At 65.0% G+C, this 24,819-nt stretch carries 26 protein-coding genes and 1 tRNA gene; 12 read left to right on the top strand and 15 right to left on the bottom strand.

All coding sequences use genetic code 11. The features are described 5' to 3' along the window. Positions 1-33 precede the first annotated feature (33 nt). From F1654_RS06600 to sdhC, 5 genes are read right to left on the bottom strand one after another with little or no spacing between them, the layout of a single operon-like run. Positions 34-819 (bottom strand): succinate dehydrogenase iron-sulfur subunit, encoded by a 786-nt coding sequence (locus tag F1654_RS06600; protein WP_150022738.1) that lies wholly within the window; start codon positions 817-819, stop codon positions 34-36. A gap of 35 nt (positions 820-854) precedes the next feature. Beyond that, complete coding sequence (locus tag F1654_RS06595; protein ID WP_150022737.1) at positions 855-1,079, bottom strand: hypothetical protein; 225 nt, start codon at positions 1,077-1,079, stop codon at positions 855-857. Between the two features lie 24 nt (positions 1,080-1,103). Beyond that, the gene (sdhA, locus tag F1654_RS06590) at positions 1,104-2,894 is read right to left on the bottom strand and encodes a succinate dehydrogenase flavoprotein subunit (protein ID WP_150022736.1); all 1,791 of its coding nucleotides are present in this window, start codon (positions 2,892-2,894) and stop codon (positions 1,104-1,106) included. A 14-nt stretch (positions 2,895-2,908) separates the two neighbouring features. Beyond that, the gene (gene sdhD, locus F1654_RS06585) at positions 2,909-3,286 is read right to left on the bottom strand and encodes a succinate dehydrogenase, hydrophobic membrane anchor protein (protein WP_199200491.1); all 378 of its coding nucleotides are present in this window, start codon (positions 3,284-3,286) and stop codon (positions 2,909-2,911) included. Further along, positions 3,286-3,684 carry a succinate dehydrogenase, cytochrome b556 subunit gene (gene sdhC / locus F1654_RS06580; protein ID WP_150022735.1) on the bottom strand — a complete coding sequence of 133 codons (399 nt, stop codon included), beginning with the start codon at positions 3,682-3,684 and terminating at the stop codon, positions 3,286-3,288. The genes sdhD and sdhC overlap by 1 nt, the downstream gene beginning before the upstream one ends. Before the next feature lie 407 nt (positions 3,685-4,091). On the opposite strand from sdhC, the gene F1654_RS13875 reads away from it, so the two are divergent. From F1654_RS13875 to F1654_RS06570, 3 genes are read left to right on the top strand one after another with little or no spacing between them, the layout of a single operon-like run. Continuing rightward, a complete protein-coding gene (locus F1654_RS13875) occupies positions 4,092-4,253 on the top strand; it encodes a hypothetical protein (protein WP_199200490.1) in 162 nt (53 codons plus the stop codon). A gap of 11 nt (positions 4,254-4,264) precedes the next feature. Then, entirely contained in the window at positions 4,265-4,603 is a 339-nt protein-coding gene (locus F1654_RS06575) for a helix-turn-helix domain-containing protein (RefSeq protein ID WP_150022734.1), read from the top strand. A 60-nt stretch (positions 4,604-4,663) separates the two neighbouring features. After that, a complete protein-coding gene (locus F1654_RS06570) occupies positions 4,664-5,533 on the top strand; it encodes an SDR family NAD(P)-dependent oxidoreductase (RefSeq protein ID WP_150022733.1) in 870 nt (289 codons plus the stop codon). 3 nt (positions 5,534-5,536) lie between these two features. Here F1654_RS06570 and fliP read toward each other — a convergent pair whose 3' ends face one another. Both fliP and F1654_RS06560 read right to left on the bottom strand, forming a co-directional pair. After that, positions 5,537-6,352 carry a flagellar type III secretion system pore protein FliP gene (fliP, locus tag F1654_RS06565; RefSeq protein WP_150022732.1) on the bottom strand — a complete coding sequence of 272 codons (816 nt, stop codon included), beginning with the start codon at positions 6,350-6,352 and terminating at the stop codon, positions 5,537-5,539. After that, positions 6,349-6,735, bottom strand: coding sequence for a flagellar biosynthetic protein FliO (locus tag F1654_RS06560; RefSeq protein ID WP_199200489.1), 387 nt, complete (start codon positions 6,733-6,735; stop codon positions 6,349-6,351). Before F1654_RS06560 ends, fliP begins: the two co-directional genes overlap by 4 nt. 157 nt (positions 6,736-6,892) lie before the next feature. On the opposite strand from F1654_RS06560, the gene flgB reads away from it, so the two are divergent. The 4 genes from flgB (at position 6,893) to F1654_RS06540 (ending at position 10,988) form a co-directional block, all read left to right on the top strand. Beyond that, a complete protein-coding gene (gene flgB, locus F1654_RS06555; RefSeq protein ID WP_150022730.1) occupies positions 6,893-7,303 on the top strand; it encodes a flagellar basal body rod protein FlgB in 411 nt (136 codons plus the stop codon). 23 nt (positions 7,304-7,326) lie between these two features. Further along, entirely contained in the window at positions 7,327-7,740 is a 414-nt protein-coding gene (flgC, locus tag F1654_RS06550; protein WP_150022729.1) for a flagellar basal body rod protein FlgC, read from the top strand. A 10-nt stretch (positions 7,741-7,750) separates the two neighbouring features. Further along, positions 7,751-8,056, top strand: coding sequence for a flagellar hook-basal body complex protein FliE (gene fliE / locus F1654_RS06545; protein ID WP_150022728.1), 306 nt, complete (start codon positions 7,751-7,753; stop codon positions 8,054-8,056). 109 nt (positions 8,057-8,165) lie between these two features. Then, entirely contained in the window at positions 8,166-10,988 is a 2,823-nt protein-coding gene (locus F1654_RS06540) for a phosphoenolpyruvate carboxylase (RefSeq protein WP_150022727.1), read from the top strand. A gap of 5 nt (positions 10,989-10,993) precedes the next feature. Here the strand turns inward: F1654_RS06540 and F1654_RS06535 are convergent, their stop codons facing one another. The 4 genes from F1654_RS06535 to F1654_RS06520 all read right to left on the bottom strand — a co-directional run bounded on the left by F1654_RS06535 (position 10,994) and on the right by F1654_RS06520 (position 13,411). Further along, entirely contained in the window at positions 10,994-11,383 is a 390-nt protein-coding gene (locus F1654_RS06535; RefSeq protein ID WP_150022726.1) for a TadE/TadG family type IV pilus assembly protein, read from the bottom strand. Beyond that, on the bottom strand, positions 11,380-11,802 hold the full coding sequence (locus F1654_RS06530) for a TadE/TadG family type IV pilus assembly protein (RefSeq protein WP_199200488.1): 423 nt from the start codon (positions 11,800-11,802) through the stop codon (positions 11,380-11,382). Before F1654_RS06530 ends, F1654_RS06535 begins: the two co-directional genes overlap by 4 nt. A gap of 4 nt (positions 11,803-11,806) precedes the next feature. Next, positions 11,807-13,045, bottom strand: coding sequence for a pilus assembly protein TadG-related protein (locus F1654_RS06525; RefSeq protein ID WP_150022724.1), 1,239 nt, complete (start codon positions 13,043-13,045; stop codon positions 11,807-11,809). A 93-nt stretch (positions 13,046-13,138) separates the two neighbouring features. Then, complete coding sequence (locus F1654_RS06520; RefSeq protein WP_150022723.1) at positions 13,139-13,411, bottom strand: histidine kinase; 273 nt, start codon at positions 13,409-13,411, stop codon at positions 13,139-13,141. 145 nt (positions 13,412-13,556) lie between these two features. Between F1654_RS06520 and F1654_RS06515 the strand changes: the two genes are divergently transcribed. Continuing rightward, on the top strand, positions 13,557-13,844 hold the full coding sequence (locus F1654_RS06515; RefSeq protein ID WP_150022722.1) for a 4a-hydroxytetrahydrobiopterin dehydratase: 288 nt from the start codon (positions 13,557-13,559) through the stop codon (positions 13,842-13,844). 19 nt (positions 13,845-13,863) lie between these two features. Here F1654_RS06515 and F1654_RS06510 read toward each other — a convergent pair whose 3' ends face one another. Next, on the bottom strand, positions 13,864-14,286 hold the full coding sequence (locus F1654_RS06510) for a hypothetical protein (protein WP_150022721.1): 423 nt from the start codon (positions 14,284-14,286) through the stop codon (positions 13,864-13,866). 160 nt (positions 14,287-14,446) lie between these two features. Here F1654_RS06510 and F1654_RS06505 point away from each other — a divergent pair, with 160 nt between their 5' ends. Further along, the gene (locus tag F1654_RS06505) at positions 14,447-15,283 is read left to right on the top strand and encodes an FkbM family methyltransferase (RefSeq protein ID WP_150022720.1); all 837 of its coding nucleotides are present in this window, start codon (positions 14,447-14,449) and stop codon (positions 15,281-15,283) included. Positions 15,284-15,310: 27 nt separating this feature from the next. Here F1654_RS06505 and F1654_RS06500 read toward each other — a convergent pair whose 3' ends face one another. The 3 genes from F1654_RS06500 to F1654_RS06490 form a co-directional block, all read right to left on the bottom strand. After that, on the bottom strand, positions 15,311-21,181 hold the full coding sequence (locus F1654_RS06500; RefSeq protein ID WP_233205226.1) for a glycosyltransferase: 5,871 nt from the start codon (positions 21,179-21,181) through the stop codon (positions 15,311-15,313). Between the two features lie 460 nt (positions 21,182-21,641). Further along, the gene (galE, locus tag F1654_RS06495; protein ID WP_150022718.1) at positions 21,642-22,628 is read right to left on the bottom strand and encodes a UDP-glucose 4-epimerase GalE; all 987 of its coding nucleotides are present in this window, start codon (positions 22,626-22,628) and stop codon (positions 21,642-21,644) included. 205 nt (positions 22,629-22,833) lie between these two features. After that, a tRNA-Ala gene (locus tag F1654_RS06490) sits at positions 22,834-22,909 on the bottom strand. A gap of 137 nt (positions 22,910-23,046) precedes the next feature. Here F1654_RS06490 and F1654_RS06485 point away from each other — a divergent pair. The 3 genes from F1654_RS06485 to F1654_RS06475 are packed head-to-tail and all read left to right on the top strand — an operon-like array spanning position 23,047 to position 24,816. Beyond that, positions 23,047-23,352, top strand: a complete 306-nt coding sequence (locus F1654_RS06485; protein ID WP_150022717.1) for a YggT family protein — start codon at positions 23,047-23,049, stop codon at positions 23,350-23,352. A gap of 46 nt (positions 23,353-23,398) precedes the next feature. Then, positions 23,399-24,340, top strand: a complete 942-nt coding sequence (gene folD, locus F1654_RS06480) for a bifunctional methylenetetrahydrofolate dehydrogenase/methenyltetrahydrofolate cyclohydrolase FolD (protein WP_150022716.1) — start codon at positions 23,399-23,401, stop codon at positions 24,338-24,340. A gap of 53 nt (positions 24,341-24,393) precedes the next feature. Further along, positions 24,394-24,816 carry a response regulator gene (locus F1654_RS06475; protein ID WP_150022715.1) on the top strand — a complete coding sequence of 141 codons (423 nt, stop codon included), beginning with the start codon at positions 24,394-24,396 and terminating at the stop codon, positions 24,814-24,816. Positions 24,817-24,819 lie beyond the last annotated feature (3 nt).

Genomic DNA, 24,819 nt, shown 5'->3' with positions numbered 1-24,819 from the left:
AAACCTAACCGGGGCGCGTGAGCGCCGGGCCGGTCAGGTCTGGCGCTCGACCATCAATTCCTTGATTTTGCCGATGGCCTTGGCCGGGTTCAGGCCCTTGGGGCACACCTGGGCGCAGTTCATGATGGTGTGACAGCGATAGAGCTTGAACGGGTCTTCCAGTGCATCCAGGCGCTCGCCGGTGGCCTCGTCGCGGCTGTCGGCGATCCAGCGATAGGCCTGCAGGAGCGCGGCGGGCCCGAGATACTTGTCGGAATTCCACCAGTAGGACGGGCAGGCCGTGGAGCATGAGGCGCACAGAATGCACTCATACAGCCCGTCCAGCTCCTCGCGGTCCTGCGGGCTCTGGCGCCACTCGCCCTGGGGCGTGGGCGTCTCGGTCTGCAGCCAGGGCTGGATGGAGGTGAGCTGGGCGTAGAAATTGGTCAGGTCCGGGATCAGGTCCTTGATCACCGGCTGGTGGGGCAGGGGCGCGATGGTGATCACGCCCTTGTCGTCGGCGATGGCCTTGGTGCAGGCGATGGTGTTGCGCCCGGCGATATTCATCGAGCACGAGCCGCAAATCCCCTCCCGGCACGAGCGCCGGAAGGCCAGGGTGGAATCGATCTCGTTCTTGATGAAGAACAAGGCGTCCAGCACCATCGGGCCGCACCGGTCCATGTCCACGAAATACGTGTCCCAGCGCGGGTTCTCGCCGCTGTCGGGATCATAGCGGTATACCCGGAACTCGCGCAGCGCCTTGGCGTTGGCCCCTTCAGGCTTGGGCCAGGTCTTGCCTTTTTTGACCTTGGAATTGTTCGGCAGGGTGAGCTGGACCATGCGTGTCGTGTCCTGTTGCAGTCGGAACTTGAAGATCAGGCGCTGGTTAGATCGAGGCGGCGATCGATCCGGTCCAGACGGCCTTCGAATCCGTCGATGCGATGTTCCAGACGCATGAAGTCGCGACGCAAACCCGCCGTCTGGTCCTCCAGCGAAGACAGCCGCTCGACCACATTGCCGAGACGCTCTTCGACTTTACCCAGGCGCAGGTCGATCCGGCGCAGGTACTCAAGGACAAGACTTTCAGGTTCGCTGCTCATGCGCCCAGTCTACCACATTCCCGTCTAATAAACCCGCGCCTTGGGCTCGATATAGGCGATGTCGTTGGACAGGGTGTATTCGTGCACCGGGCGGTCGCCCAGCGTGACCTTGCCTGTCGCCTCGTCAAACCAGCTCAGCGTGTGCTTCATCCATTGCTTGTCGTCGCGCTCGGGGAAGTCCTCGCGCGCGTGTGCGCCGCGGCTTTCAGTGCGCGCAGCGGCCGAGTTCACGGTCACGGCGGCCTGGGCGATCAGATTGTCGAACTCCAGCGCCTCGACCAGATCGGTGTTCCAGATCATGGAGCGGTCATTGATGGCGATATCGCTGGCGCCCTTGTGGACTTCCGCGATGCGCGACACGCCCTCGTCCAGCACCTCCTGGGTGCGGAACACCGCGCAGTTTTCCTGCATGGCGCGCTGCATGTCCAGGCGCAGCTTCGCCGTCGGCGTGCCGCCGCTGGCGTTGCGCAGCCGGTCAAACCGCTCCAGCGTCGCTTCACCGGCCTTGGCGGTGAGGTCGGGCTGATTGGCGCCGCCCTCCACCGTGGCCGCACAGCGCAGGCCCGCGGCCCGTCCGAACACCACCAGATCGATCAGCGAGTTGGAGCCCAGCCGGTTGGCGCCGTGCACCGACACGCAGGCCGCCTCGCCCACCGCCATCAGGCCGGGGACCACCGTGTCGGGGTCGCCCTTGGCCTTGGTCAGCACCTCGCCGTGATAATTTGTGGGGATGCCGCCCATATTGTAATGCACCGTCGGCAGCACCGGAATGGGGGCGCGGGTCACGTCCACGCCGGCGAACACCTTGGCGCTTTCGGAAATGCCCGGCAGGCGCTCGGCCAGGATTTTCGGGTCCAGATGATCGAGATGCAGGAAGATATGGTCCTTGTCCGGCCCGACCCCGCGCCCGTCGCGGATCTCCATGGTCATGGCCCGGCTGACCACGTCCCGGCTGGCCAGATCCTTGGCGTTGGGCGCGTAGCGCTCCATGAAGCGCTCACCTTCCGAATTGGTCAGATAGCCGCCCTCGCCTCGCGCGCCCTCGGTGATGAGGCAGCCTGCGCCATAGATCCCGGTGGGGTGGAACTGGACGAACTCCATGTCCTGCAGCGGCAGGCCGGCGCGCAGCACCATGGCGTTGCCGTCACCGGTGCAGGTATGGGCCGAGGTGGCGGAGAAATACGCCCGGCCATAACCGCCGGTGGCCAGAATCGTCTTCTGGGCGCGGAAGCGGTGCAGCGTGCCGTCATCGAGCTTCCAGGCGGTCACGCCCCGGCACACGCCCTCTTCGTCCATGATCAGGTCAAGGGCGAAATACTCGATGAAGAACTCGGTCGAGTGGCGCAGGGACTGGCCGTAGAGCGTGTGCAATATGGCGTGGCCGGTGCGGTCGGCGGCGGCGCAGGTGCGCTGGACCGGGCCTTCGCCGAAATTGCGGGTCATGCCGCCAAAGGCGCGCTGATAGATCTTGCCGTCCTCGGTGCGCGAAAACGGCACGCCCCAGTGCTCCAGCTCGTACACGGCGGCGGGCGCCTCGCGGCACAGATATTCGATGGCGTCCTGGTCGCCCAGCCAGTCCGACCCCTTGACGGTGTCGTACATGTGCCAGCGCCAGTCATCCTCGCCCATATTGCCCAGGCTCGCCGAGATGCCGCCCTGGGCGGCCACGGTGTGGGAACGGGTGGGGAAGACCTTGGTGATGCAGGCCGTCTTCAGCCCGGCCTGGGCCGCGCCAAGCGCCGCGCGCAGGCCGGACCCGCCTGCGCCCACCACCACCACGTCAAAGCTGTGATCAATCCATTTATAGCTCGCCATGGGCGCCAGTACTCCTATGCCGCGATCACCAGGACCGCATACAGCGCCGCCAGCCACAGGCCGGCCGCGATGAGCGTGTTTGCTATCAGCAGGGCGGCCCGGGTGACGGGCTTGGTGATATAGTCCTCGATCACCACCTGAAGACCCAGGCGCATGTGATAAAACGCCGCTGTCAGCGTCAGCAGCGTCACCAGCGCGCCCAGCGGCGAGGCGATCATGGCGCGCGCGCTGTCATAGTCCAGCGCAGGCAGGCGCGCGATCATCCATACAAAGGCCGGGATCAGCACGATCAGCGCCACGGCGGAGACGCGCTGGGCGATGAAATGACCCGATCCGGTGCGCGCCGAGCCCAGGCCCTTGGCGCGCGAGAGAGGGGTGCGCAGTCCGCTCATCAGATCAGCCCTCCGGCCAGAACCCAGATGCCCGCCGTGATCGCAATCGCGGCGATGAAGATGAGGATGGAGCGGGTGTTGGAGCCCTTGGGGTCGAACCCCAGCCCCAGATCCCAGGCCAGGTGCCGCACGCCATTGAGCAGGTGATAGACCAGCGACAGCGTGAACCCGATCAGGGCGAGCTTGACCAGGGTCGCCAGCGGCCCGGCCATCACCGTTTCCACGATGGCGTAGGCCTCCGGCCCTGAGGCCAGCGCCACCAGCCAGGCGGTCACCAGCATCGCGCCGATATAATTGACCACCCCGCTCATGCGGTGCGCGATGGAGGAGGCCATGGTCGCATGCCATCGCCAGATCGAAACGTGAGGGGAAAGGGGCCGGGAAGGATGGGGCGCCATGGGCGAAATTTCCGCCTTTTCAGGTAGACTCAACAGTAAATGACTGGCCTTCTGAAGCGGGTTCGACTCGCAAACCGGCCCCGCCAGCCCGTGCGGCAGGACATTAATCCCCACCCGGCCAAGGTCAATGCGGGCTGTGCGGTGGGATAGGGGCGGCGTGCAAGGGATCGCTATATGCGCCATTGGCGTAGTGCGCCATTGACGTATGGCTTGGGTGGATTTAATGTGGGGATCGGCAGGCAGTGAAGCGCCGATTTGTTGAAACGCAGACCTTCTACGCCAGAGCACGCCATATCTGTTCAGACGAGCAGGTATGCCAAGCGGTGGATTTCATCACCACCGATCCGGGGATTGGCGCCGCGATACCCGAGCTTGGACCGGCAGTTTAGCAGTATGTTTTCAAGGAGATGAAGCTGGTCGTCATGTACACGCTCTCCCATGACTACGGGCTGGTCATTTTCCTCAATGCCGAGCGCCATGGCGTGCTGAGACGCCTGAGCGTGAAAATGGTCAGGCGCGCGAGGGCCTTGATTGGATTGCTGGCAGGCAAGGGGATTTTGGGCGGATGAAGGAAGAGGCCATGTCTGAGTATGAAAAGAATCTGATCCAGGGCCTGGAAGAGGCTCTGGCCATCGTTGAGGGCAAGGCCAAGCCGACGCGCGAGGGCTGGGTGGAGGTGCCCGCTATCGATGTGGCCGGGATACGTGCGCGCATGGAATTGTCCCAGACAGAGTTCGCCAGGAAATTCGGTTTCAACGTGACCGCCGTGCGCAATTGGGAGCAGGGCCGCCGCACGCCCCATGGCCCCGCCCGCATTCTGCTGCACACGATCAGCAAGCATCCCGATGTGATCGAAAGCGTCCTGTCGGAGATCGAGGCGGCCAGCCCCGCCCTGTTGATGGACGCCGCCCCCGATTGACCGCGCGCCCTGCGGCGCGCCAGTCTGCCCGGCCTTGATCATCACCGGAAGGGTTGAACCATGAGCGGGGCGAAAAGCGTTGTCATTACCGGAGCGTCCACCGGCATCGGGTATGCGGCGGCGCAACATCTCTCGGAGCGCGGCTGGCGGGTGTTCGCCGGCGTGCGCAAGGACGCCGACGCCCGCCGCGTGGCCGGGGCGCTGGGCGAGGCCGTCACGCCGGTGAGGATCGATGTCACCGACATGGCCAGCGTGCACAAGGCCGCCGAAGTGGTCACCAAAGCGCTGGACGGCGCGGCGCTGTCGGGGCTGGTCAATAATGCCGGGGTGGCTGTGGCCGGCCCGCTCCTGCACCTGCCCATCGAAGAGATGACCCGCCAGCTCGACATCAATGTCACCGGCCAGCTGCGCGTCACCCAGGCGTTTGCGCCGATGCTGGGCGCGCGCCGCGATCATCAGGGCCCGGCGGGGCGGATCGTCAATATCTCCTCGGTGGCCGGTTTCAGCGCCGCGCCGCTGGTGACGCCCTATTCGTGTTCGAAATTTGCGCTGGAAGCTTTCACCCAGGGCCTGCGCCGGGAGCTGATGCTCTATGGGATCGACGTGGTGGCCATTAATCCGGGCCCTATCGCCACACCGATCTGGGACAAGGCCGAGGAGCTGGACCCCGAGCAATATAAGGATACCGACTTCGCGCCGGCGGTGGCGCGCATTCTTAGCTACATGCTCAAGCGCGGCCGCGACGGCCTGGCGCCGGTGGTCGTGGCTGAAGCCATCCATCGCGCGCTCACCGACAAGGAGCCCAAGCTCAACACCGTCATCACGCCCGAGCCCTTCACCCAATGGCTGCTGGGCGTCCTGCCCCGGCGCATGAGCGACAAGATGATCGCCGGCCGGCTCGGCCTGACGCCGCAGGCGCTCAAGGACTGAGCCTCATCCTGGTGGCGGGAGCCCTGTCAGATCGAAGCTTTGCACCAGCGAGCCCACCACCAGGCGCCAGCCGTCGACCAGCACGAAGAAGATCAGCTTGAACGGCAGCGAGATCACGATGGGCGGCAGCATCATCATGCCCATGGACATCAGGATGGAGGCCACCACCAGATCGATGATCAGGAAGGGGATGAACAACAGGAAGCCGATCTCGAACGCCCGGCGAAGTTCTGAAATCATGAAGGCGGGCGCCACCACCTGAAACGGCACGGCCTCGGGGGTTTCGGGCTCGATCCCGGCGATGGAGACGAACAGGGCCAGATCATCCTCGCGGGTCTGGGCCAGCATGAAGCGCTTGACCGGCGCGGTGGTCGCCTCGAACGCGGCCTCGGTCTCCAGCTCGCCGTCGATATAGGGCTGCAGGCCCTGCTCCCAGGACTGGGCGAAGACCGGCGCCATGATGAAGGCGGTCAGGAACAGCGCCAGCGAGATCAGCACCGCATTGGGCGGGCTCTGCTGCAGGCCCATGGCCGTGCGCAACAGGCTCAGCACCACCACGATGCGCACGAAGCTGGTGGTCATGATCAGGATGGACGGCGCCAGGCTGAGCACGGTCAGCAGGATCACCAGCTGGATCACCCGCTCGGTCAGCCCGGCCTCATCGCCCAGATCGATATTGATCGCCTGGGCCTCGGCGCCGCCCGCGCCGATCAGCACGAGAAGCAGCGATATCAGGGCGAGAAGGGGGGCGCTGCGGCGCCAGACCGGTGTTTTTGAACCTGGAACAGACCGTTCTGAATATGAAAAGAGCCCGCTCATGGCGTTCTCCCCCCGGGGCCGGTTCCGGGCTTGTCCCCGGCGTCATCCGCGCTGTCCTGCGCGGCGATTTCCGGTTCGAACACCGGTTCGAACACCGGCTCGGGCGGCGCGGGGACGGCGTCCAGCACTGTCTCGCCATTGAGGCCCAGCAGCACCACATGATCCTTGCCGTCGGCGCGCACGATCACGACCCGGCGGCGCGGATCAATGACCAGGCTCTCGCGCACGCCCAGACGGCGCGCGCTGCGCGGCGCCTGGAACTGGCTGAAGCTGGCGAATCCGGGCGGAACCCAGCCCTTGCGCAGAATCAGGGCGAGCCCCCCCAGAAGGCCCAGCACCAGAATCAGGGCTGCGAAAAAGCGTATGAAATCAACCTGGTCCACACCGGTCCCTGAGATCTGAGAGCCGCCTTTGCCCAGTGCGGCGGGGCGAAGGCTTTGACAAGGCCTAGCGGGAGTCGGGCCGGCGGTTAAGCCTGTCTTAACCGGCTCAGGCGACGGTTAACCAAAGCACCTCACTCCAGAATGGAGCGCAGCGCCTATGCGGCCGGACGACATTCCGCTCCTGACCCAGCTGCGTGAAGCCATGGGCTTTCACGCCGCGCGCCAGCGCACCCTGGCCCAGAACGTGGCCAATGCCGACACGCCCGGCTTCACCCCGTCCGACCTGTCGCGCAGCGCCTTCGAGCAGGTCTTGCAGGGCAAGGCGCGCGCCAATGCGGGGCTGAAGGCGACCGATCCGCGCCATATCGCGAGCCAGCCCGACCCCGGCGCACGCTTCCGCCCCGAGCGCCAACCCGACAGCGAGACTACGGCCAATGGCAATTCGGTGGTGCTTGAGGAGCAGATGGCGCGCGTGGCCGAGACGCGGATCAATTACGAAACCGCCGTAAGCCTTTACCAGAAAAGCCTGTCGCTGATCCGCATGGCGGCGCGCGGGCCGGGCGCTTGATGGCCCGTCAGGAGAGCTGAACCATGGACCGTTCACAGGACGTGCTGCACATTTCCGCCTCGGGCCTGCGGGCCCAGTCGGCGCGCATGCGCATCATCGCGGAGAACCTGGCCAACGCCGATTCGGCCGCGCGCACGCCCGACGCCAATCCCTATCAGCGCCAGATCCCGGTGTTCAGCGCCGAGCTGGACCGCACGATCGGCGCGCGCATGGCGCGCATGAACGATGTGAAGCTGGACGAGAGCGATTTCCGCCGGGTCTACGAGCCCGGCCATCCCGGCGCGGACAATGAGGGCTATGTGCGCTATCCCAATGTCTCCTCGCTCATCGAGCTGATGGACATGCGCGAGGCCCAGCGCAGCTATGAGGCCAATCTGACCATGATCGAGAACAGCCGGCGCATGCTGGAACGCACCCTCGATCTCTTGCGCCGCTAGGGGATAAGCCATGGATCTCGCCGCACTCCGCGCCTATGCCCAGGCCGCCCAGGCGGCTGGAAACGCCGCCGGTTCCGCACCGGCCGCAGCGCCGCAGAACGATCCCTTCGCCGGGATGGTGTCCGAAGCGGTCAATACGCTGCAGGCCAGCGTATCGGCGGCCGAAACCCGCTCGGCCGAAGCCGTTCAGGGCCGCGCCGAGATCGCCGACGTGGTCACCGCCATGGCCGCCGCCGAGGTCCAGCTGGAGACCGCCATCGCCGTGCGCGACCAGGTGATCCGCGCCTATCAGGAAATCATGCGCATGCCGATCTGAGGCGTGTGAGGGGCGGGGCGGTCGGCGCCGCAATCTGCTCAGCTTTGTCCGATGACAGAGCGCGGCTTGCGCGCATAATGTCCGGACACGCCGCAGACTGGACATCGCCATGACATCGCCTGATCCCATCACCCGCCTGCCCGGCGCGCCGGACAAGCTGGCCGCCTATTGCCTGGAGGCCCTGGAGGGCGGTTGGGGCGAGGACTGGGATTCCCCTCTGGTCAATCCGGTGGGCGATCTGGCCGCGCGCCTGTTCTCCGGCCTGCGCCGCGGCGCGGTCTCGCTCGAGGGGCTGGACGCGCTGATCCAGCATTTCGCCGATCAGGGCCTGGCCGCGCGCGCTGATGCGCTGGCCCGCCTGCACGCCGACGGTCTGTCGGGCGCCGCCGGAGCGGCTGTGCGCGCCCGGCTCAAGGCGCTGGCGGAGCAGGGGTTTGCGGCGTTTTCCGAGGCCGTGGAGCGGCGGCGTGGCGGGGTGGTGTTCACCGCCCATCCCACCTTCGCCCTGTCGCGTTCTGTCCGGTCGGAGCTGGCCGCCGCCGCCGCCGAAGGCGCGCCGGCGCGCCTGACCGGCCAGGGTCACGGCCACGGGCCGGACAGTGATGTCAGCCTGATCCGCGAGCATGAGGACGCCATGGCGGCGCTGGACGGCGCGCGCACGGCGCTGACTGAGCTGAACCGGCTGGTGCTGGATGTGGCGCGTGAGATGTTTCCGGACCGCTGGCGCGCGCTGGATCCCGATCTCATCTCGCTGGCGAGCTGGGTCGGCTATGATCTGGACGGGCGCACCGACATCCACTGGGGCCGCTCCATCGCCTTCCGCCTTGAGGAAAAATCGCGTCAGCTGGCGCGTTACGCCAGCCTGATCGAGGCGTCCGGCGCGCCGGGGCTGGAGGCGCTGGCCGCGCGCCTGCACCAGGGCGCCGAGGCCAGCGCGGCCCATGCCCGCCTGTTCGAGGCCGATCTGGAAGATCCGGCCCTGGTGGTGCGCGCGGCCAATACGCTGACCGGAGATTATCCCGGCCGCATCACCAGCCTGTCCGGCCCCATCGCCGAGATCACTGAAGCCATGGACGGCGCCGGTGAGGAGGCTGCGCTGGCGCTGGGTCTGATCCGCGCGGAGATGAAGGCGGCGGGCCTGGGCGCGGCGCATATCCATCTGCGCATCAACGCCGCCCAGCTGCGCAGCGCCGTACGCGCCGATCTGGGGCTGGAGGATGACGAGGCCGATTTTGGCCGCCTGGCGCTGACGCGCGCGGCGGAACGCGCCGAACAGGCCGAAGTGCGCTCGGTCAGCTTCGCCTCTGTTTTCCTTGAGCAAATGACCGCCCGGCGCCAGTTCATGCTGTGCGCCCAGCTGCTCAAGCATGTCGATGCCGACACCCCGATCCGCTTCCTTTTGGCCGAGTGCGAGACGCCCGCCACCGTGATGGGGGCGCTTTACCTGGCCCGGCTCTACGGCGTGGCCGACCATGTGGACATCTCGCCTTTGTTCGAGACGCCCGAGGCGCTTGAGCGCGGGGGGCGGCTGATCGAGCGCCTGCTGGCCGAGCCGGTCTATCGCGATTACATCGCCGGGCGGGGCCGGCTGGCGATCCAGCTGGGTTTTTCCGATTCAGGGCGCTTCATGGGCCAGGCGGGCGCCCAGCTCGCTATCGAACGCCTGCACATCCTCACCGCCCGCGCGCTGGCGCGCCACGGCGTGAAGGGGCTCAGCGTCATCGTCTTCAACACCCATGGCGAATCCATGGGCAGGGGCGCCCATCCAGGCGGGTTCTCAGCCCGGCTTGATCACCTGCTCACGCCCTGGGCGCGCGGCAAGTTCGCCGCCGCCGGCGCGCCGGTGATCCACGAGACCAGCTATCAGGGCGGGGACGGCTTCATCCATTTCGCTCATCCAGCGCTCGCCAACGCCACCCTGATGGCCACTGCGCGCCATCTCCTGGCCGAGCCGGACGCGCTGCGCGCCGATCCGTTTTATGCCGAGATCGACTATACCTGGGACGTCTACCGCGCCCTCAAGGCGTGGCAGGAAGCCCTGTTCGAGAACGCCGACTACCGCGCGGCCGTGACGGCGTTTGCGCCCAACATGCTGGTGCGCAGCGGCTCGCGCCGGGCCAAGCGGCCGGGCGCGCCGGGCCAGAGCCTGGATCTGTCCATGCTGCGCGCCATTCCTCACAACGCCGCCCTGCAGCAGCTGGCCATTCCGGTGAACGTCTCGGGCGGTCTCGGCTCGGCCATCGGGTCGGAGCCTGAGCGCATGGCCGCCTTCCTGGAGCGCTCCCCGCGCATGGCGGCGCTGCGCGGCATGATTGCGCGCGCGCGCACCCTGACCAGCCTCAGCGCCCTGCGCGGTTATGCGCGCCTGTTCGACGCCAGCGAGTGGACAGGACGCGCCGCCGCCGCCCAGTCGGAATCCGCTGAACGCGCCTTCCTGGCCCTCGCCAGCCGGCTGTCCGACCAGTCGCGCCACACCGCCCTGATGCGATTGGCCAATCACCTCTCGGCCGATCTCATGCGCTATGACCGCATGACCGATGGCGCCGATCACGCCTGGCGCGCGGATCCCTGCCGCAAGGCGGTGGAGGCGCTGCACGCCATCCGCCAGGCGCTGATCATGCAGGCCTTCCTGACCATTTCACGCCTGCCGGCCTTCTCGCCGCGCCATGACCTGACGCGCGCCGACCTGATTGATCTGGTGTTCGCCCTGCGCATCCCCGAGGCGGTGAGCGCGCTGGACGAGATTTTCCCCGAGGCGCGCCCGGGCCTCGACAGGCTGGACGATGTGGCCGAGCCCACCAGTACGGACGAACCGGCCCGGCGCGGCTATCCGGAAATCCAGGCGCGCATCATCCGTCCGCTCGCCGCCCTGCACCCGATGATCGAGCGCATCACCGTGGCGATCAGCCATTATTACCGGGCGTTCGGTTAGACGCCTCACACCCCGCGCGGGGCGTGGATCTCGACACGGTGGTGGATCCAGATCGGTTCAAATCCGGGCAGGCGCACCGGATAGCGCAGCATGGTGCTCACCTCGGTGACGCGCACCTCGCCGTAGAGGATATCTGAATAGCTCACATCATAATCGATGGCGGAGAACCGGCTGGTCAATTCGCGCAGGCGCTCCTCGAACGCGGCCTCGGTCAGGGCGCCGTCAATCATCAGCTCGCGCGCGGTGCGCTCCACCGCCCACTGGGCGGAGCCCACGACGAAAAACGCCTGTCCGAAGGCGGCGGCGGCCATCAGAAGCACCGCGAAGACCGGCATGAGTATGGCCGCCTCCATGGCGCTGGCGCCGCTGCGGTCGGTCAGCCAGCCTGTTCTCATCGCACCCGCACCTTGTCATGGGCCACGGTCTGATAGGCCTGGAACACGCCATTGACCTCGGCCTGCAGCTCGATCTGCGCATACATGTCCGGCGGCGCGCCATCAGTGCAAAGCTGGACGCATGAGGCGGTCACGCCCCCGCATTCACAACTGCGGTGCACCACCACGCGCCCGCCTGCGGGCATGGAGGTCCAGCTGCGCTCCACGATCAGGCGCGCGCGCTCCACATCGGTTCCACCGCCGATGAAATACTGGGCGCCTGAGCGCGCCGCGCCGAGCATGTCCGAGCGCTGCAGACCGATCTGGGCGAGGTCGGCCGCGCCCAGCATGGCCAGCACCAAAACCGGCGCGATCAGCGCCATCTCGACGGCCATCCCGCCATCCCTTGCGGCCAGCCAGCGTTTGATCAGATGCGCCATCAGCCTACTCCACCAGCCTGACTGCGCCGGGGGTCTGTATGGTCTGGACCCCGCCATGGCTGCAGTCGGATTCAAAATTGGCGTTGCCTGACAGGTCCATGCGCCAGGCGACGATGCGGGTGCAGCCCTGGCTGCCGGAGAAATTGCCCAGCATGTCCACGGTCTGGGACGGGAAATAGAGCGCGCCGATGAGCCCGCTGGATGCTGTCCCGTTCAGCCGTGCCGACGTATCGGGCGCGTTATTGCGGTCGCCCCATAGCACCAGGCCGGCATAGGGCCCTGAGGTGGGGGCGGACAGATGGATGTCAGCATTGCCGTTCATCTGCACCTCCGCATTATTGGTCAGAACGATTGTCACGCCATGGCCGATCACATTGGCGCTGCCATTGATCCGGAAGGTTCCGCCATCGACGATATAGACCCCCGGCTCCATCTGGATGGATCCGTTCATGGTCATGCCGTTGCAATAGCGTCCCGGCTGGATGGTGCGCGTGCCTGAGCCGCCGGGGATGTTCCGGCAGCCCGAGGCGACGGGGATGTCCAGATGATCGAACGGGTCGAGCGCCGGAGGCAGATGGGTGCGCGGTTCCGGGCAATCGGTCAGCACCAGGCCCGGCGTGGCGGAATATCCGCCTACCGTATTGGCGCAGGTCGCGAGCACCTGGCCTGAACCCGACACGGTCAGCGCGTCGGGGGCGATAGAATTGGCCATCAGATCGCACTGGGTCAGGCGCGTTTCGCTGGAGCCGGAGAACCGCATGGCCTGAGACCCCGCCGTATCCAGCGCCAGAAGGCAGGCCGGGCGGGCGTCCTCGAACCGGGCGACGGCCCGGACCTCAAAGCGCACGTCATCTTTCAGGAACAGGCCGGAAAACAGGCGCGGCCAGCTCTGCTCGATGATCACCTCCACCGCGCGCGGGGTGCGGTTAGGACCGGACAGGGGCGGCATGTTCACGGCGATGGGGCCGCGATCGGCGCGGTAGCCATGGCGCCGGGCCTCTTCTGTGACGCTGGCGCGCACGGCGCCGTCATCGCGCCCGGCGCGCTTTTCCACTGCGCCGGCATAGGCGGACAGATCGGCGGCCATCTGGGCGGCGCGCTGCTGGTAGAACCACAGCGCCGTCTCGGCGCCCAGCCCGCCGCCGCCCACGATCACCGGCGCACAGACCGCCGTGATCACGGCGGCCTGGCCCCGCCGGTCGCGCAAGGCATTGAAAAGGAACTGGACAGCCCGGCCAAACATGACGGCTCCGCATGCGCTGGAAACCGGCCAAGACTGCCTTTCGGGTGTTAAGCTCCCGGTAATAAATGCGGTTAATGGGGCGTATGCGGAGCGTCAGGCCACGCCGATGCGCGGCGGGCCGCCGCGGCCGGCTTCTGACGGCCCGAAGGCCCGGTTCAGGGTCGAGGTGGAATCGCTGGCCAGCTCGATGGCCGCGGTCAGGTGCTCGAGCACCTTCACATTATTGGCCAGCACGTGCAGCGCCTCGGGCCGCATATCGCCGGAAATCTTGGTGCAGCGCACCAGCACCTCGGCGCGCAGGGCCAGCAGGATGTCCTCCAGCTTCATCCCGCCGGGATTGTCGTCCGACACCAGGTAACGCGTCATGACCGCCTCCTTCTCATTGCGGGTCAAAGCGAGAGTATGGACCGGCGCTGGTCATTTTTCCGTAAATGCGGCTGAGGGCCTTGCGGCCGTCCGCCCGGCGGGCCAGTTTCCAGGCCGAGGCGGCAATATATGCGGAGCATCGACCATGAGCAGGCCGGAGACCATCGGAGCGAAGGGACTTACAGGCGCGCTGGAGGGCTGGGAGGCGGTCAAGGGCCGTGATGCGGTGCGCAAGGTCTATGCCTTCGCCGACTTCAAGGCGGCTTTCGCCTTCATGACGCGCACCGCCCTGAAGGCCGAGCAGATGGATCACCATCCCGAATGGTTCAATGTCTACGACAAGGTGGACGTGACCCTGACCACCCATGACGCGGGCGGGGTGACCACGCTGGACCTGGAGCTGGCGCGTTTCATGGATGAGGCGGCGGGCTAGATCACCGCGCAGGTCCGGCTCAACCGGCGTGGATCATCACCGTATCGAGCAGGACAATGGCGCGCCCCGGCCCCAGCACCCGGTCGGTTTCGGCCTGCAGCAGCGCTGCGATGGCCTGCGCGTCCGGCACGGCGGGCCAGGCATATTGGCGCGAGGCGTAGCCCAGCAGCGCCCGGTTCCATCCATCGCGCAGCCAGGCGCGGCGCTGCTCGACCACCGCCCGGTCGGCCTCTTCCAGCCCGAAGGACACCTGCAGCTGCCCCACCGTGCGCCCGGCTGAGCGGATCGGCGCGTGCAGGGCGGGCTGGGCGAGATAGCCGGGCGAGGTGGTGATGTGGCGCGCGCCAGGCTCGGACGCTGCAAGCGCCGGTGCGGACAGGACCGCCATCAGCGTCACAGGGGCCATCAGGCTGGCCAGCAGGGGGGCGAGCGCGCGCAACATGGCGCAAGTATCACCCGCACGCCGTAAACAAGCGGTTGCCGCCCGCCACCGCAGGCGCGCGCGCTTCGCGCGCCGCCTCAACATATGCTAGGTCTCGTCGCCAGGTCTTGGAGCCTCTCGGGCTGTTGAGTCAAGGAACAAGCTTTGATGCGTCCTGCAGATGATGAACTCGGTCATGTCAAAATCGGTGACATCACGCTGTATTTCAAATCAAAGGATAAAAGGCGGAACCCATTATTTCGGCAGATCGCATTTCGAGGAATATGCGAGCGCCATTTATCCTTGCCTGCAAAAGGAACTAAGGCCCGCCTGGTGTTTGGATGTCGGCGCCAATTACGGATATACGGGCTTGCTCATGCGCGCGGCGTTTCCGCAGGCGCATCTGATCCTGGTGGAGCCCATCCCCTGGCTGGAGGCGTTTGTGCGGCGCAATTTCGCGGTCAACGCCGCGCAGCTGGATGAGTTTCACTCCGCCATCGTATCCACGCCGCTGGAAGGCGGCCGGACCCGCTTCGGGATAAACGCATCCTCCTCGCAAGACAGCCGGGTGATGGCGCAGCCGGGCTGGGAGCAGATCGAGACCGGCGTGGTCGCGATTGACGATCTGCTGGCCCGCGCGGCGCCGGACGAGGGCGTGTATATCAAGATCGACACGCAAGGCTGGGAAAGGCGCGTCTTCGAGAGCGCAGAGCGCTTCCTGTCGCGTCACCAGCGCTGGTTCATCAAGACGGAGTTTGCGCCGGCCTGGCTGGAAAGCCAGGGCGCCGATCCGGCCGAACTGCTCGGCTATCTGATCGGCCGTTATGGCGTGTATGAGCATTGCGGGCGCGTGCGGTGGCGCGCGGCGTCGCTGGCCGAAGCGACCGGTCCGGCGCTGGAGCCGGGCTGTGAGGCCGATTTCGTCAAATATGTGCGCAATCTGGGCCGCAAGGACACAGGCTGGATCGATCTGTTCGTAACGCCGCCGGGCTTCAGGCGGACGGGCCGTTATGACTGAACCGAGTCGCCTGCCCGACCTTGTCTTCTACGCGCCGGTTTTGCGCAGGGCGTAGGTGCGGCGCGTGCGCGCGATGATCTCGAACCCGTTGCCGAGCAGCAAAGGCATGGCCAGCTTGCCCTTGCCGGCATAGCGCCCCTCATCATCGGTCCAGGTGTCATCCAGGACGACAACGCCGCCCTCCACCATGCGGTTGATGATGGTCTCGGCGCAGTCCTCGTGCATCCTCCAGCATTCAGGGTCATTGATTTCGGTTCCCAGATGCTTGCGGTAGCGGGCCTGGCGCGCTTCGGAATGATTGCCATGGTCAAAATCGAAGGCGTCCAGATAGACATATTCCAGCGGCGCGGCGTGCTGGCGCAGATATGTCTCGCCCTTGCTGGTCAGCAGCTGGGCGGCCGGATTGATATAGGGAATGACCTTTGAGGCCTGTTTGGTGTTGTCAGGGTCCATGTCCACGGAAATGAAGCGCATGCCTGTCAGGGCGCAGAACATGGCCAGTTTCTGGGTCGAGCCCTGACCGGGCTGGTCTTCGCGCGTCGTGCCGATCTCGATCAGGGTCTTGCCTGACAGCGCGCCGGGCGCGGTTTTCTCCTCATCGGCCAGCACCGCCATCATCAGCTCATGGCCATGTTCCAGCTCCGCCTGGCTTTTCAGGGCCTCCACGGCGCTACCGCCGGTCCAGAACGGGCGCATGGCGCGCAAGGCCGACGCCATGTGCAAGGACACGGACTGGCTTTTGACGGTCTTGATCCGGCTGGCGGCGGCCTTGAGCTGGGTTTCAAGGGCCTGATCCGCCTCGGTCAGGCTGCGCTCCATATTCTTGATGTCCTGGCGCGCCGCCTGTGTGGCCTTGGCGCTCTCGCCCAGGGCGCTTTCCATCGCTTCGCTGAGCGCGGCCAGCTCGGCCTTGAGCGCGGCCTGGGCGTCGCCGCCCTCGGCCTGGATGGCGTCCAGGCGCTCGCCCAGCGTCTTGAGCGCGGCGCCCGCCGCCTCATCCACCTCGGCGCGCAGGCGCTGCTCCAGGCCTTGCCGCACCGCCTTGATCTCGTCTTTCAATGTCTCAAGCCGGGATCCGGATTCCTCGCGCAGGGCCTTGCCGAGCCTGAGCTGAGCGTCCTGCAGGGCTGTCATTTCCAGACGAAGGCGCTGCTCCAGTTCCGAGTGCCCGGTCTGGCTGGTGCGCGCGATCTCATCCCTCAGGGTGTGTTCCGCGCTGGCCTGCGCCTGTTTGAGGGCCGCCAGTTCAGCACGCAGCGCCTCTTCGGCTTGTGTGCGGGCGTCCTGTGCGGCGCGAGCGATCTGGTCGCGCAGGGCCTGATCCGCTTGCGCCTGCGCCTCTTGCAGCGCAGCCAGCTCGGCGCGCAGGGCTTTTACAGCGCCGGACCGCGCGCCCTGGCCGGAACGCTTGATCTCGTCCTTGAGCGCGGCGATCTGCTGGTCCAGCTTGCGGGCGTCGCGCGCGCGCTCCCCGCCCATCCGCGACAGGCGCTGCTCCAGCATGGCCTGCTCGTCCAGCAGGCGCTCGACGCGCTCTTCGCGTCCCGCGCCCAGCGCGTGAATACGCGCGATCTCGGTGTACAGGCTGCGGTTCTCCGCCGACAGGGCCCGGATATGCCCGCGCAAGCGCCAGAGCAGGGCCAGAACGGCCAGCAACAGCCCTGCGCCCAGCAGCGCGCCCGCCAGCGCCAGGCGTGAGGACGCCGGCCCGGGCGCGAAGGCGATCAGTCCCGCCGCCGCGGCCGCACAAGCGCCCGCCAGCCACACGGGCGCCGCGCCCGCCAGCCGCCAGATCAGTCGCCGCAGCCCCTGCGCCGCCGGGAACAGGGCCGGAGCATGGGTGCGCAAAGCGTCCCCAAAGGGCGCATACCAGGGCCGCTTGAGCGGCGGCCGGGGCGGGGTGAAATCCATGATGGGCGATCCGGACGGCTGTGCCGGCGCAGCACGGCCGCCGCCAGCTCTTGATGGGCGCGCGATAATGCCATCTTGCGCCCTCATTTCAAGTTGTCCCTGCGGCTTCTTGACAGGCGTGGGCTTGGACGTGAGCTTGGGCAAGGAGAGGTTCTGTCGTGCTCTCGACAGCCATTCGCTGACCGCACCGGCGGACTTTGAGGGAGCCGCATCCATCCCCGGCGACTTTGATTTCAACCAGCCAATGAAGCGTGCTGCGGCTTCGGCGCTGGATGTTTTCGCGTCACCCAGCGGCAGGTAGAACTGCGTGTCGAGCCATCCGCAGAAGGCGTCAAATCGCTGTTCACGCTTGGCGAAGTCCTTTTTGCTCAGGGCTGCATCAAAGCATGCGCTCAAACCGCCGAATTCGGCGGTGGTATAGGTGCAGCCGGACGCATTGATCGGGTTCTTGGCCAGGCAGATGACAGGCTTGGAGGCGGCCTGGGCGGCAAAGGCGATTTTCGTTAGGAAGGTGACGACCGCATCGCACTCACTGACGATATGGCTAAGGTCTTCATTGTAGAACAGTGCGCCTTGCGGGATGGAGCCCGCATGGATGTGATCATCCGTGGGATGAGGCTTGATCACCAGCGTGCCGCCGCGTCGCGCGACTTCCGCCTGTATCTCTTTCATCGCCTCAAACGGGCTCGAAAACCCAGGATAGTCGAGCGCGTTATTGGGATGGGACAGGTCAATCCAGGCGGTCTGGCTGACATTGTCCATCGGTAGGAAAATGACGGGGCGGGGTAGATCGCTGATTTTCAGATTCTGCTTGCGCAAGGGCTCGCGGAAACCGCCATCAATATTGTCGCGCAGCCAGCTGCGAACGGCTTGGCCGCGTTTGGAGTGTTCCGGCGATGTCGCGGCGGCGTTCTTATATTCGTTCCAGATCGCGGACTTGGCGAATAGCCCTTCCTGTTCGAGCCAGAGCGTGCCGAAGGGTGACCGCTCGGCGATCACGGCAGGTATGGCGCAAGCGCGCGCGGCCTCATGCGCCAGTGATACGTTTGGCAGTATATGGTTCGTGGTGATGATCACGGCCGGATCAACCGACGCGATCAAATCCTCAATCACCGTGCAGTAGGCTTTGAGCCCAAGCGTCAGGCTGGACGCGTCGGTTCCGTTATCGCGCCTGGTCAGCGGCGCCAGGGTCTTGGCCGCCGACACCGCGGCGTTCAATTGCGCGCGGGGCTTGGCGGGCGCCTTGCCGGAACGCGACATCGCGGCTCCGACCTTGCCCAAGGGCGGGTGGAATAGGACCGTATCGGTCAGCTTTTTGCCGGAGTTGATGAATTTCTTGTCTTCATAAGCAATGTGGATCAACTCATAGCCGTCCTGTTTTAGCTGTTTGGCGACATCGAGCCAAAAGCTGCTTTCTAGGGCGGTATGAACTGAGGGCTGCACGAGAACGATCGGCTTGCGCGCGTTGCACGCCTCAACGGCAGGGGGCGGTGCAGGCAGGGGCGTTCTTTGACCGGCGGGGCGTTTGAACTGCGGCGCTTGCGGGCCGATGGCCACAATCTGGCAAATGGCGTCGGCGGCCAGAACTGCTGGCTGGTGCTCTGACATGGTATTGCAGTGAAAATGCAGGAAAAGCTCGGCGCTTTTGCGCACGGCTTTTGGGTTATCAAGTGCATCCAGCTCTTGTTGAAGCGCGCGCGCCAGGCTGGGGACATCTGATGTGATGATATAAGCGCCAAGCGATTTATGGAACTTGGGCACCCGCTCCCCGATGGGGTTGTGATAGATGGCCGGCCTGCCCATGGCCAGGGCTTCCAGGATGGTGGTGCTGAACCGGCTTATCAGTATGCCGCCTTCCTCCAGCAATGTATAAATCGACTCATGACTTACATTGTATTTAGATAAATCGCCTTTGTCCGCAGGGTGTTGGCTAATGACATAATCCAACCCGGCATCAATGCATGCTTGAACAGCGGTCTCGACATAATCATCGCGCCTGTCTTCAAGCACTTTGTAGGTGAAGTTGACATTAATGACCGCACGCTTGATTTTGGGCGGGGTCACTGGGTTTGCTAAGATGGAGCGGACATTCGGCAGTCCGGTTATGAAGGTTTGCCGGTCTTTGTAAAACGCTTCCTGATAAACTCCCGGGAGCAGTATATAGTCGACAGAACGATAAGGTCTCCTCAAATTACGGCGATCCAGATTCCAATCGTCATTGATCCCTTCATAAAGACCTATGGTCGGCACGCCGAAGCCAAAATTCTCAAATATCAAATTTTTGGTGTAAGTGACATCATTCATAAAAACATAAGCCAGCCCCTCCGTTGCAAAAGGCAGTTTTGTGGAAACGTCAATTTCAAGAATGTCTAAATCCTTGAAATTTGCTTTCTCCTCGTCTTTCAGAGGGCGATTGGTCGAAAAACTCTTGGAGCGTGATGCATCAACAATAACACAATCTATGTGCCTCGATTTCAGTTCACGCACTATCGGGGCGGCGGCGCGAATGTGGTAATCTACTTCACAATAGAAAACGACTTTGTTTTTGAAGCGTTCTTCCAGCCCGCTATTCCATGGACTGTAAACAAAATTCTTGGGTTTGAAGCTGGACTTCTCTTTCTGGGTTTTTTTGTATTCAGCCTGTATGCGCGCTTGAACGCTGGCCTCAAAATCAGGGGCGAGCTGATCGTTCAACCCGGCCTGGCGCACTTTTTCAACGGCGAAATCCAGATAATCGGCCTGATCATCCGCGCTCAGCTGGCCAATCAAACGGAATTTGCTGGCGAGCCATTCCTTGGCTTTGGTTTGCGCAGCATGGCGGATATCTTCAGCATCCTTACTGGTCTGTTCCAGCAAGATGCGCATCGCTTCCACGGCGTCCGCGATTTTTTCCTTAGATATTGATGTTACCGTGGAGTTGTCGCGATTTATGTAATAGTATAATGCTTCCTTGTTTATTTTAATTTTTGAGGCCGCGCGTGCAGCCCTGATTACAAAATCAATATCTTCAAATTGCACGCTTTCCCGAAACTGTATTTTGTTTTTGTTGAGCATGCTGCGCTTTATCAGCATGCCAAATGGCCACCAGCCCAGGCTTCCGTCTGCCGTGGACCGTTTAACACCCGCGTTATTATTGCGGTTGGACGGGGGGCGCTCGAACGGCTGATCGTAGCGCACCCACTGATGCTGGGTGACGATCAGATCAATGCCATTTGCAGAATTTGCGAGCACCTCCAGCGCATCCAGTCGCAGGAAGTCGTCGCTGTCCAGGAAGGTGACATAGGTTCCACGCGCCTGTTTCAGGCCGGTATTGCGCGCGGCGCCCTGGCGGCGGTTGGTCTCGTGGCGGATCAGTTTGAGATTGGCGATGCGCCCGCGATAGCTCTCGATGATGGCGGCGGTGTCGTCGGAGGAGGCGTCATCGACGAAAATGGCTTCGAACCGGGCGCCGGACAGCGTCTGGCGCGCCAGGGATTCCAGGCAGGGTATGATGTGATCACGGGCGTTGTAGCACGGGATGATCACCGAGATGTCGAGGCTGTCCGGGTTCAGCGCCGCAGCGCCGTCGGCGATCTCGCTCGCCAGGGCCTTGAGCGAGGCGTTCACCCCGTCCAGCGCCGCCGAAGCGTGGCCCAGCTCGCTGGCGAATTTGTCGGCGACGGCCTTTTCGCCCTGGAAGACGCGCGTGGCCAGCTGGGTCGGGTTCTGGCGCGGGGCCGAGACGTCAAACCTTGCGCCGGGGGCGAAGCCCTCTTCGATGGACACCTTGTGGAACACGTCCAGCTTGGAGCTTGCGCCGATATTGCGCACGGCGCGCTTTTGCTTCAGCGACAGATCGCGCGCGCGCGCCCAGGACAGGTAATGCCAGCTGGCGCCGCGTGGCTCGCTGAAAATATCGCCAGGCTCCTGATAATCGTCAAAGAAATAGTTGGGGTTGTCCGAAATCGGAAAGCGCACTTTGTAGATACGATTGGTGTTGTAATCCATGTCCAGGCCCAGCGCGTCAAACTCGCTGCGGGTCAGGATGGTGGCCTCCTTGAGCGGCTGATAGTCCAGATCAATGCCGATCAGAAGAAGGGTCTGGTAGCCCAGCTCGATAGCCTTGCGGAAACAGAAATCGCCCGTGGAGCTGTGCGGGATAACGGTCAGGCGTTCGGACTCGCACAGCTGAAGCGGAAAGAAGAAACGCGAGGTGGTCACCTTCGGGTCAAGGATGATTTTCGCCAGCGTGTCCTGCTTGTTGCGCACCACTTTCTGGTCGGCGCAGGCGTAATAGTCCGGCCACCAGCCCAGGCGGGTGAATTCCTTGTACGCCAGCCCCATGCCGAACGTATCAATATGGGCGGGGATGTTGTGAAACCCGAAGGCCTTGAGTTCACGCGTGGACGGGCCGTTGCCGATAATGAGGATCGTCTGGTTGCGTGGCTGGCTCATGCCCCGTCATTCCTCACGCATTGCGCCGCCGCAGGGCCTGTTCCCAGGCCCAGGCCGACGCCACGATCTCTTCCAGGTCATCATGGTGCGGCGTCCAGCCCAGCTCGGATTTGAGCCGCTCGGCGCCGGCCACGATGGCGGCCGGGTCGCCGGGGCGCCGGGTGGTCTCGCGCACCTCGAAATCCACGCCGGAGACGGCTTTGACCGTGTCGATCACCTCGCGCACGCTGGCGCCGCGGCCATAGCCGCAATTGAGGGTGACGCTGTCTGCCCCGCCGCGCAGATGGTCCAGCACCACCGAGTGGGCGTTCACCAGGTCGGAGACATGGATGTAATCGCGCACGCAGGTGCCGTCGCGGGTGGGATAGTCCGTGCCGAACAGATCCAGCCGCTCGCGCACGCCCAATGCGGCCTGGCAGGCGGCCTTGATCAGATGGGTGGCCTTGGCGGTGGACTGCCCGGCGCGTCCCTGCGGGTCGGCGCCGGCCACATTGAAATAGCGCAGCACGCCGAATTTGAGATCGCTGGCGGCGGCCAGGTCGGCCAGCATCCATTCGGTCATCAGCTTGGAGCGGCCATAGGGCGAGAGCGGCGCCAGCGGCGCGTCCTCGCGCACCGGCTCGTCGCCGGCCATGCCGTAAACGGCGGCCGTGGAGGAGAAGATGAAGCGCTTGACCCCGCCCGCATGGGCCGCCTCGATCAGATTGCGCGAGGCGGCGGTGTTGTTGGCGTAGTATCCAAGCGGATCGGTCACCGATTCAGGCACCACCACCGAGCCGGCGAAATGGATGATGTCGGTGACGCCATGGTCTGCGATCAGGCGCGCGGTCAGGGCGCTGTCGCCGGCGTCGCCGCGCACGAAGCGCGCGCGCGCGTCCACCGCCCAGTCAAATCCGGTGACCAGATTGTCGAGCACCGTGACCGTCTCGCCCGCATCGAGCAGGGCGAGCGCCATATGGGCGCCGATATAGCCTGCGCCGCCGGTGACCAGAACCGTCATTCATCCCCCCTTCGACGCACATCGCTGTCCATGCAGGATGGCTTGCGCCAGGGTCTGCCGATGTACGCTGATAAGCTTGTCCTAAACGTCCTTCCACCATCGTTCAACCCCGGAAAAATGATGGAAATTTGCGCTTGGCCGCAACCAGGTTGCGCGTCCGCCCGCAAGGGGGGAATCCGGCGGTGTGGGCGGGGAAGGCGGAAGCTGGTGGAGCCGAGGGGAATCGAACCCCTGACCTCGTCATTGCGAACGACGCGCTCTACCAACTGAGCTACGGCCCCGCTCCATGAGGCGCGATCAGGTACGGACGCGCCGGTATGTTGTCAAGCGCGCCGGCCAGCGCCCCTGCGCCTTGCTAGGCGGGCGCGCGCCGGGTAAGCCAGACCCGTGACCGCCGCTTATCCGGCCAGGAGGCAAAATGACATTCGGACAGGCCCTGATCGCCTATTTCATCCACCCGGTGCTGACGCTTTTGGTGATCGTGATCTTCATCAATGTGATCCTGAGCTGGCTGGTGGGTTTCAACGTGGTCAATCCGCGCAATCAGCTGGTGTCCACCATCGGACGGGTTACGGAAGCCATCACCGCGCCCTTGCTCAACCCGATCCGGCGCATCCTGCCGTCGCTGGGCGGCATCGATTTCTCGCCGCTGGTTCTGCTGCTGCTCGTGTTCTTCGTGCGCGACTGGCTGGTGATGGGCCAGCTCTGGGGCGCGCTGGGCTGACGCAGGGCTTGACGCCGGACCGGGCGCGGGTCCATGAGCGCGCGCCATGACAGTGCAAGATCCGATTTTGCGCCCCTCGGGCCGGCGCGCCGTGCTGATCGACGGCAAGGCCGCCGCCGAAGGGCTGGACCAGGCCGCGCGCGCGGGCGCGCTGGAGCTGACGCAGACGCTGGGCCGCCCGCCCTGCCTGGCGGTGGTGCTGGCCGGCGAGGACCCGGCCAGTCAGGTCTATGTGCGAAACAAGGTCCGCCGCACCGAAAGCGCGGGCATGATTTCGGTGGAGCACCGCCTGCCCGCCAGCGTCAGCCAGGACGAGCTCCTCGCCCTCATCGGCCGGCTCAATATTGATCCGGTTGTGGACGGCATTCTGGTCCAGCTGCCTTTGCCCGCAGGGCTGGACGCCCAGACGGTGGTGCAGGCCATTGATCCGGCCAAGGATGTGGACGGGCTCACCGCCGCCAGTGCGGGCGCCCTGGTGCTGGGCGCGCCGGGCCTGCGCCCGTGCACGCCGGCGGGCTGCGTCTATCTGGCGCGCCAGGCGCTGGGCGATCTCACCGGCCGCCATGTGGTGGTGATCGGACGCTCCATCCTGGTGGGCAAGCCCGCCGCCCTTCTGTTCCTGGACGCCGACTGCACGGTCTCGCTGGCCCATTCGCGCACCCGCGACCTGCCGGCGCTGGCGCGCCAGGCGGATATCCTGATTGCAGCGGCCGGGCGGCCCGGCATGGTCAAGGCGGACTGGATCCGCCCTGGCGCCACGGTCATCGATGTGGGCATCAACCGGGTCGCGCGCCCGGACGGAAGCAGCGCCCTGACCGGTGATGCCGACTATGAAGCGGCGCTGGATATCGCCGATTTCATCACGCCGGTGCCCGGCGGGGTGGGGCCCATGACTATCGCCATGCTGCTGATCAATACCGTGCGCGCCTGCGCCCGCCGGGCCGGCCTGGCGATCCCGGCCAGCGTGGCCGGAACCGGGGCTGGTTAACCCTGGCTTAAGCTAGTGAGCATACCCCTATTCCAACTCTGGAGGTGAAGTCCGTGGCCCCTGAACTGAACGTGCTCCACGTCGAGGACGATTTCGCCGACGCCATGCTGCTGCAGCAGGCGCTGCGCGATGCCGGGGGCTATGGGCTGACCATGGAAGTGGTGCGCACCTTGCGCGACGCCGCCTTCAAGCTGCGCCGTCGCGCCTATGACCTGATCATCGCCGATCTGCGCCTGCCTGATTCCACCGATCCCAACGAGACTGTGGGCCTGTTGCAGTCCCATGCGGGCGAAGCGCCGATCCTGGTGCTGACCGGATCAGCCGGGGTGGATGAAGAGCGGATTGGAACAGGCGTCAATCTTCTGGACAAGAATCTCTATTTTAGCGGCAAGGGCGCTCCGCGGCGCGCCCGCGAGCTGCTGGCCAAGGTGATGGAGGCGGCCGCCTCGCGTCACCGCGACGCCCTGATGATCTGACAC

The organism is Alkalicaulis satelles (assembly GCF_008630495.1).
GTDB lineage: Bacteria > Pseudomonadota > Alphaproteobacteria > Caulobacterales > Maricaulaceae > Oceanicaulis > Oceanicaulis satelles.
This window is presented reverse-complemented; position numbering and strand designations above follow the sequence as displayed.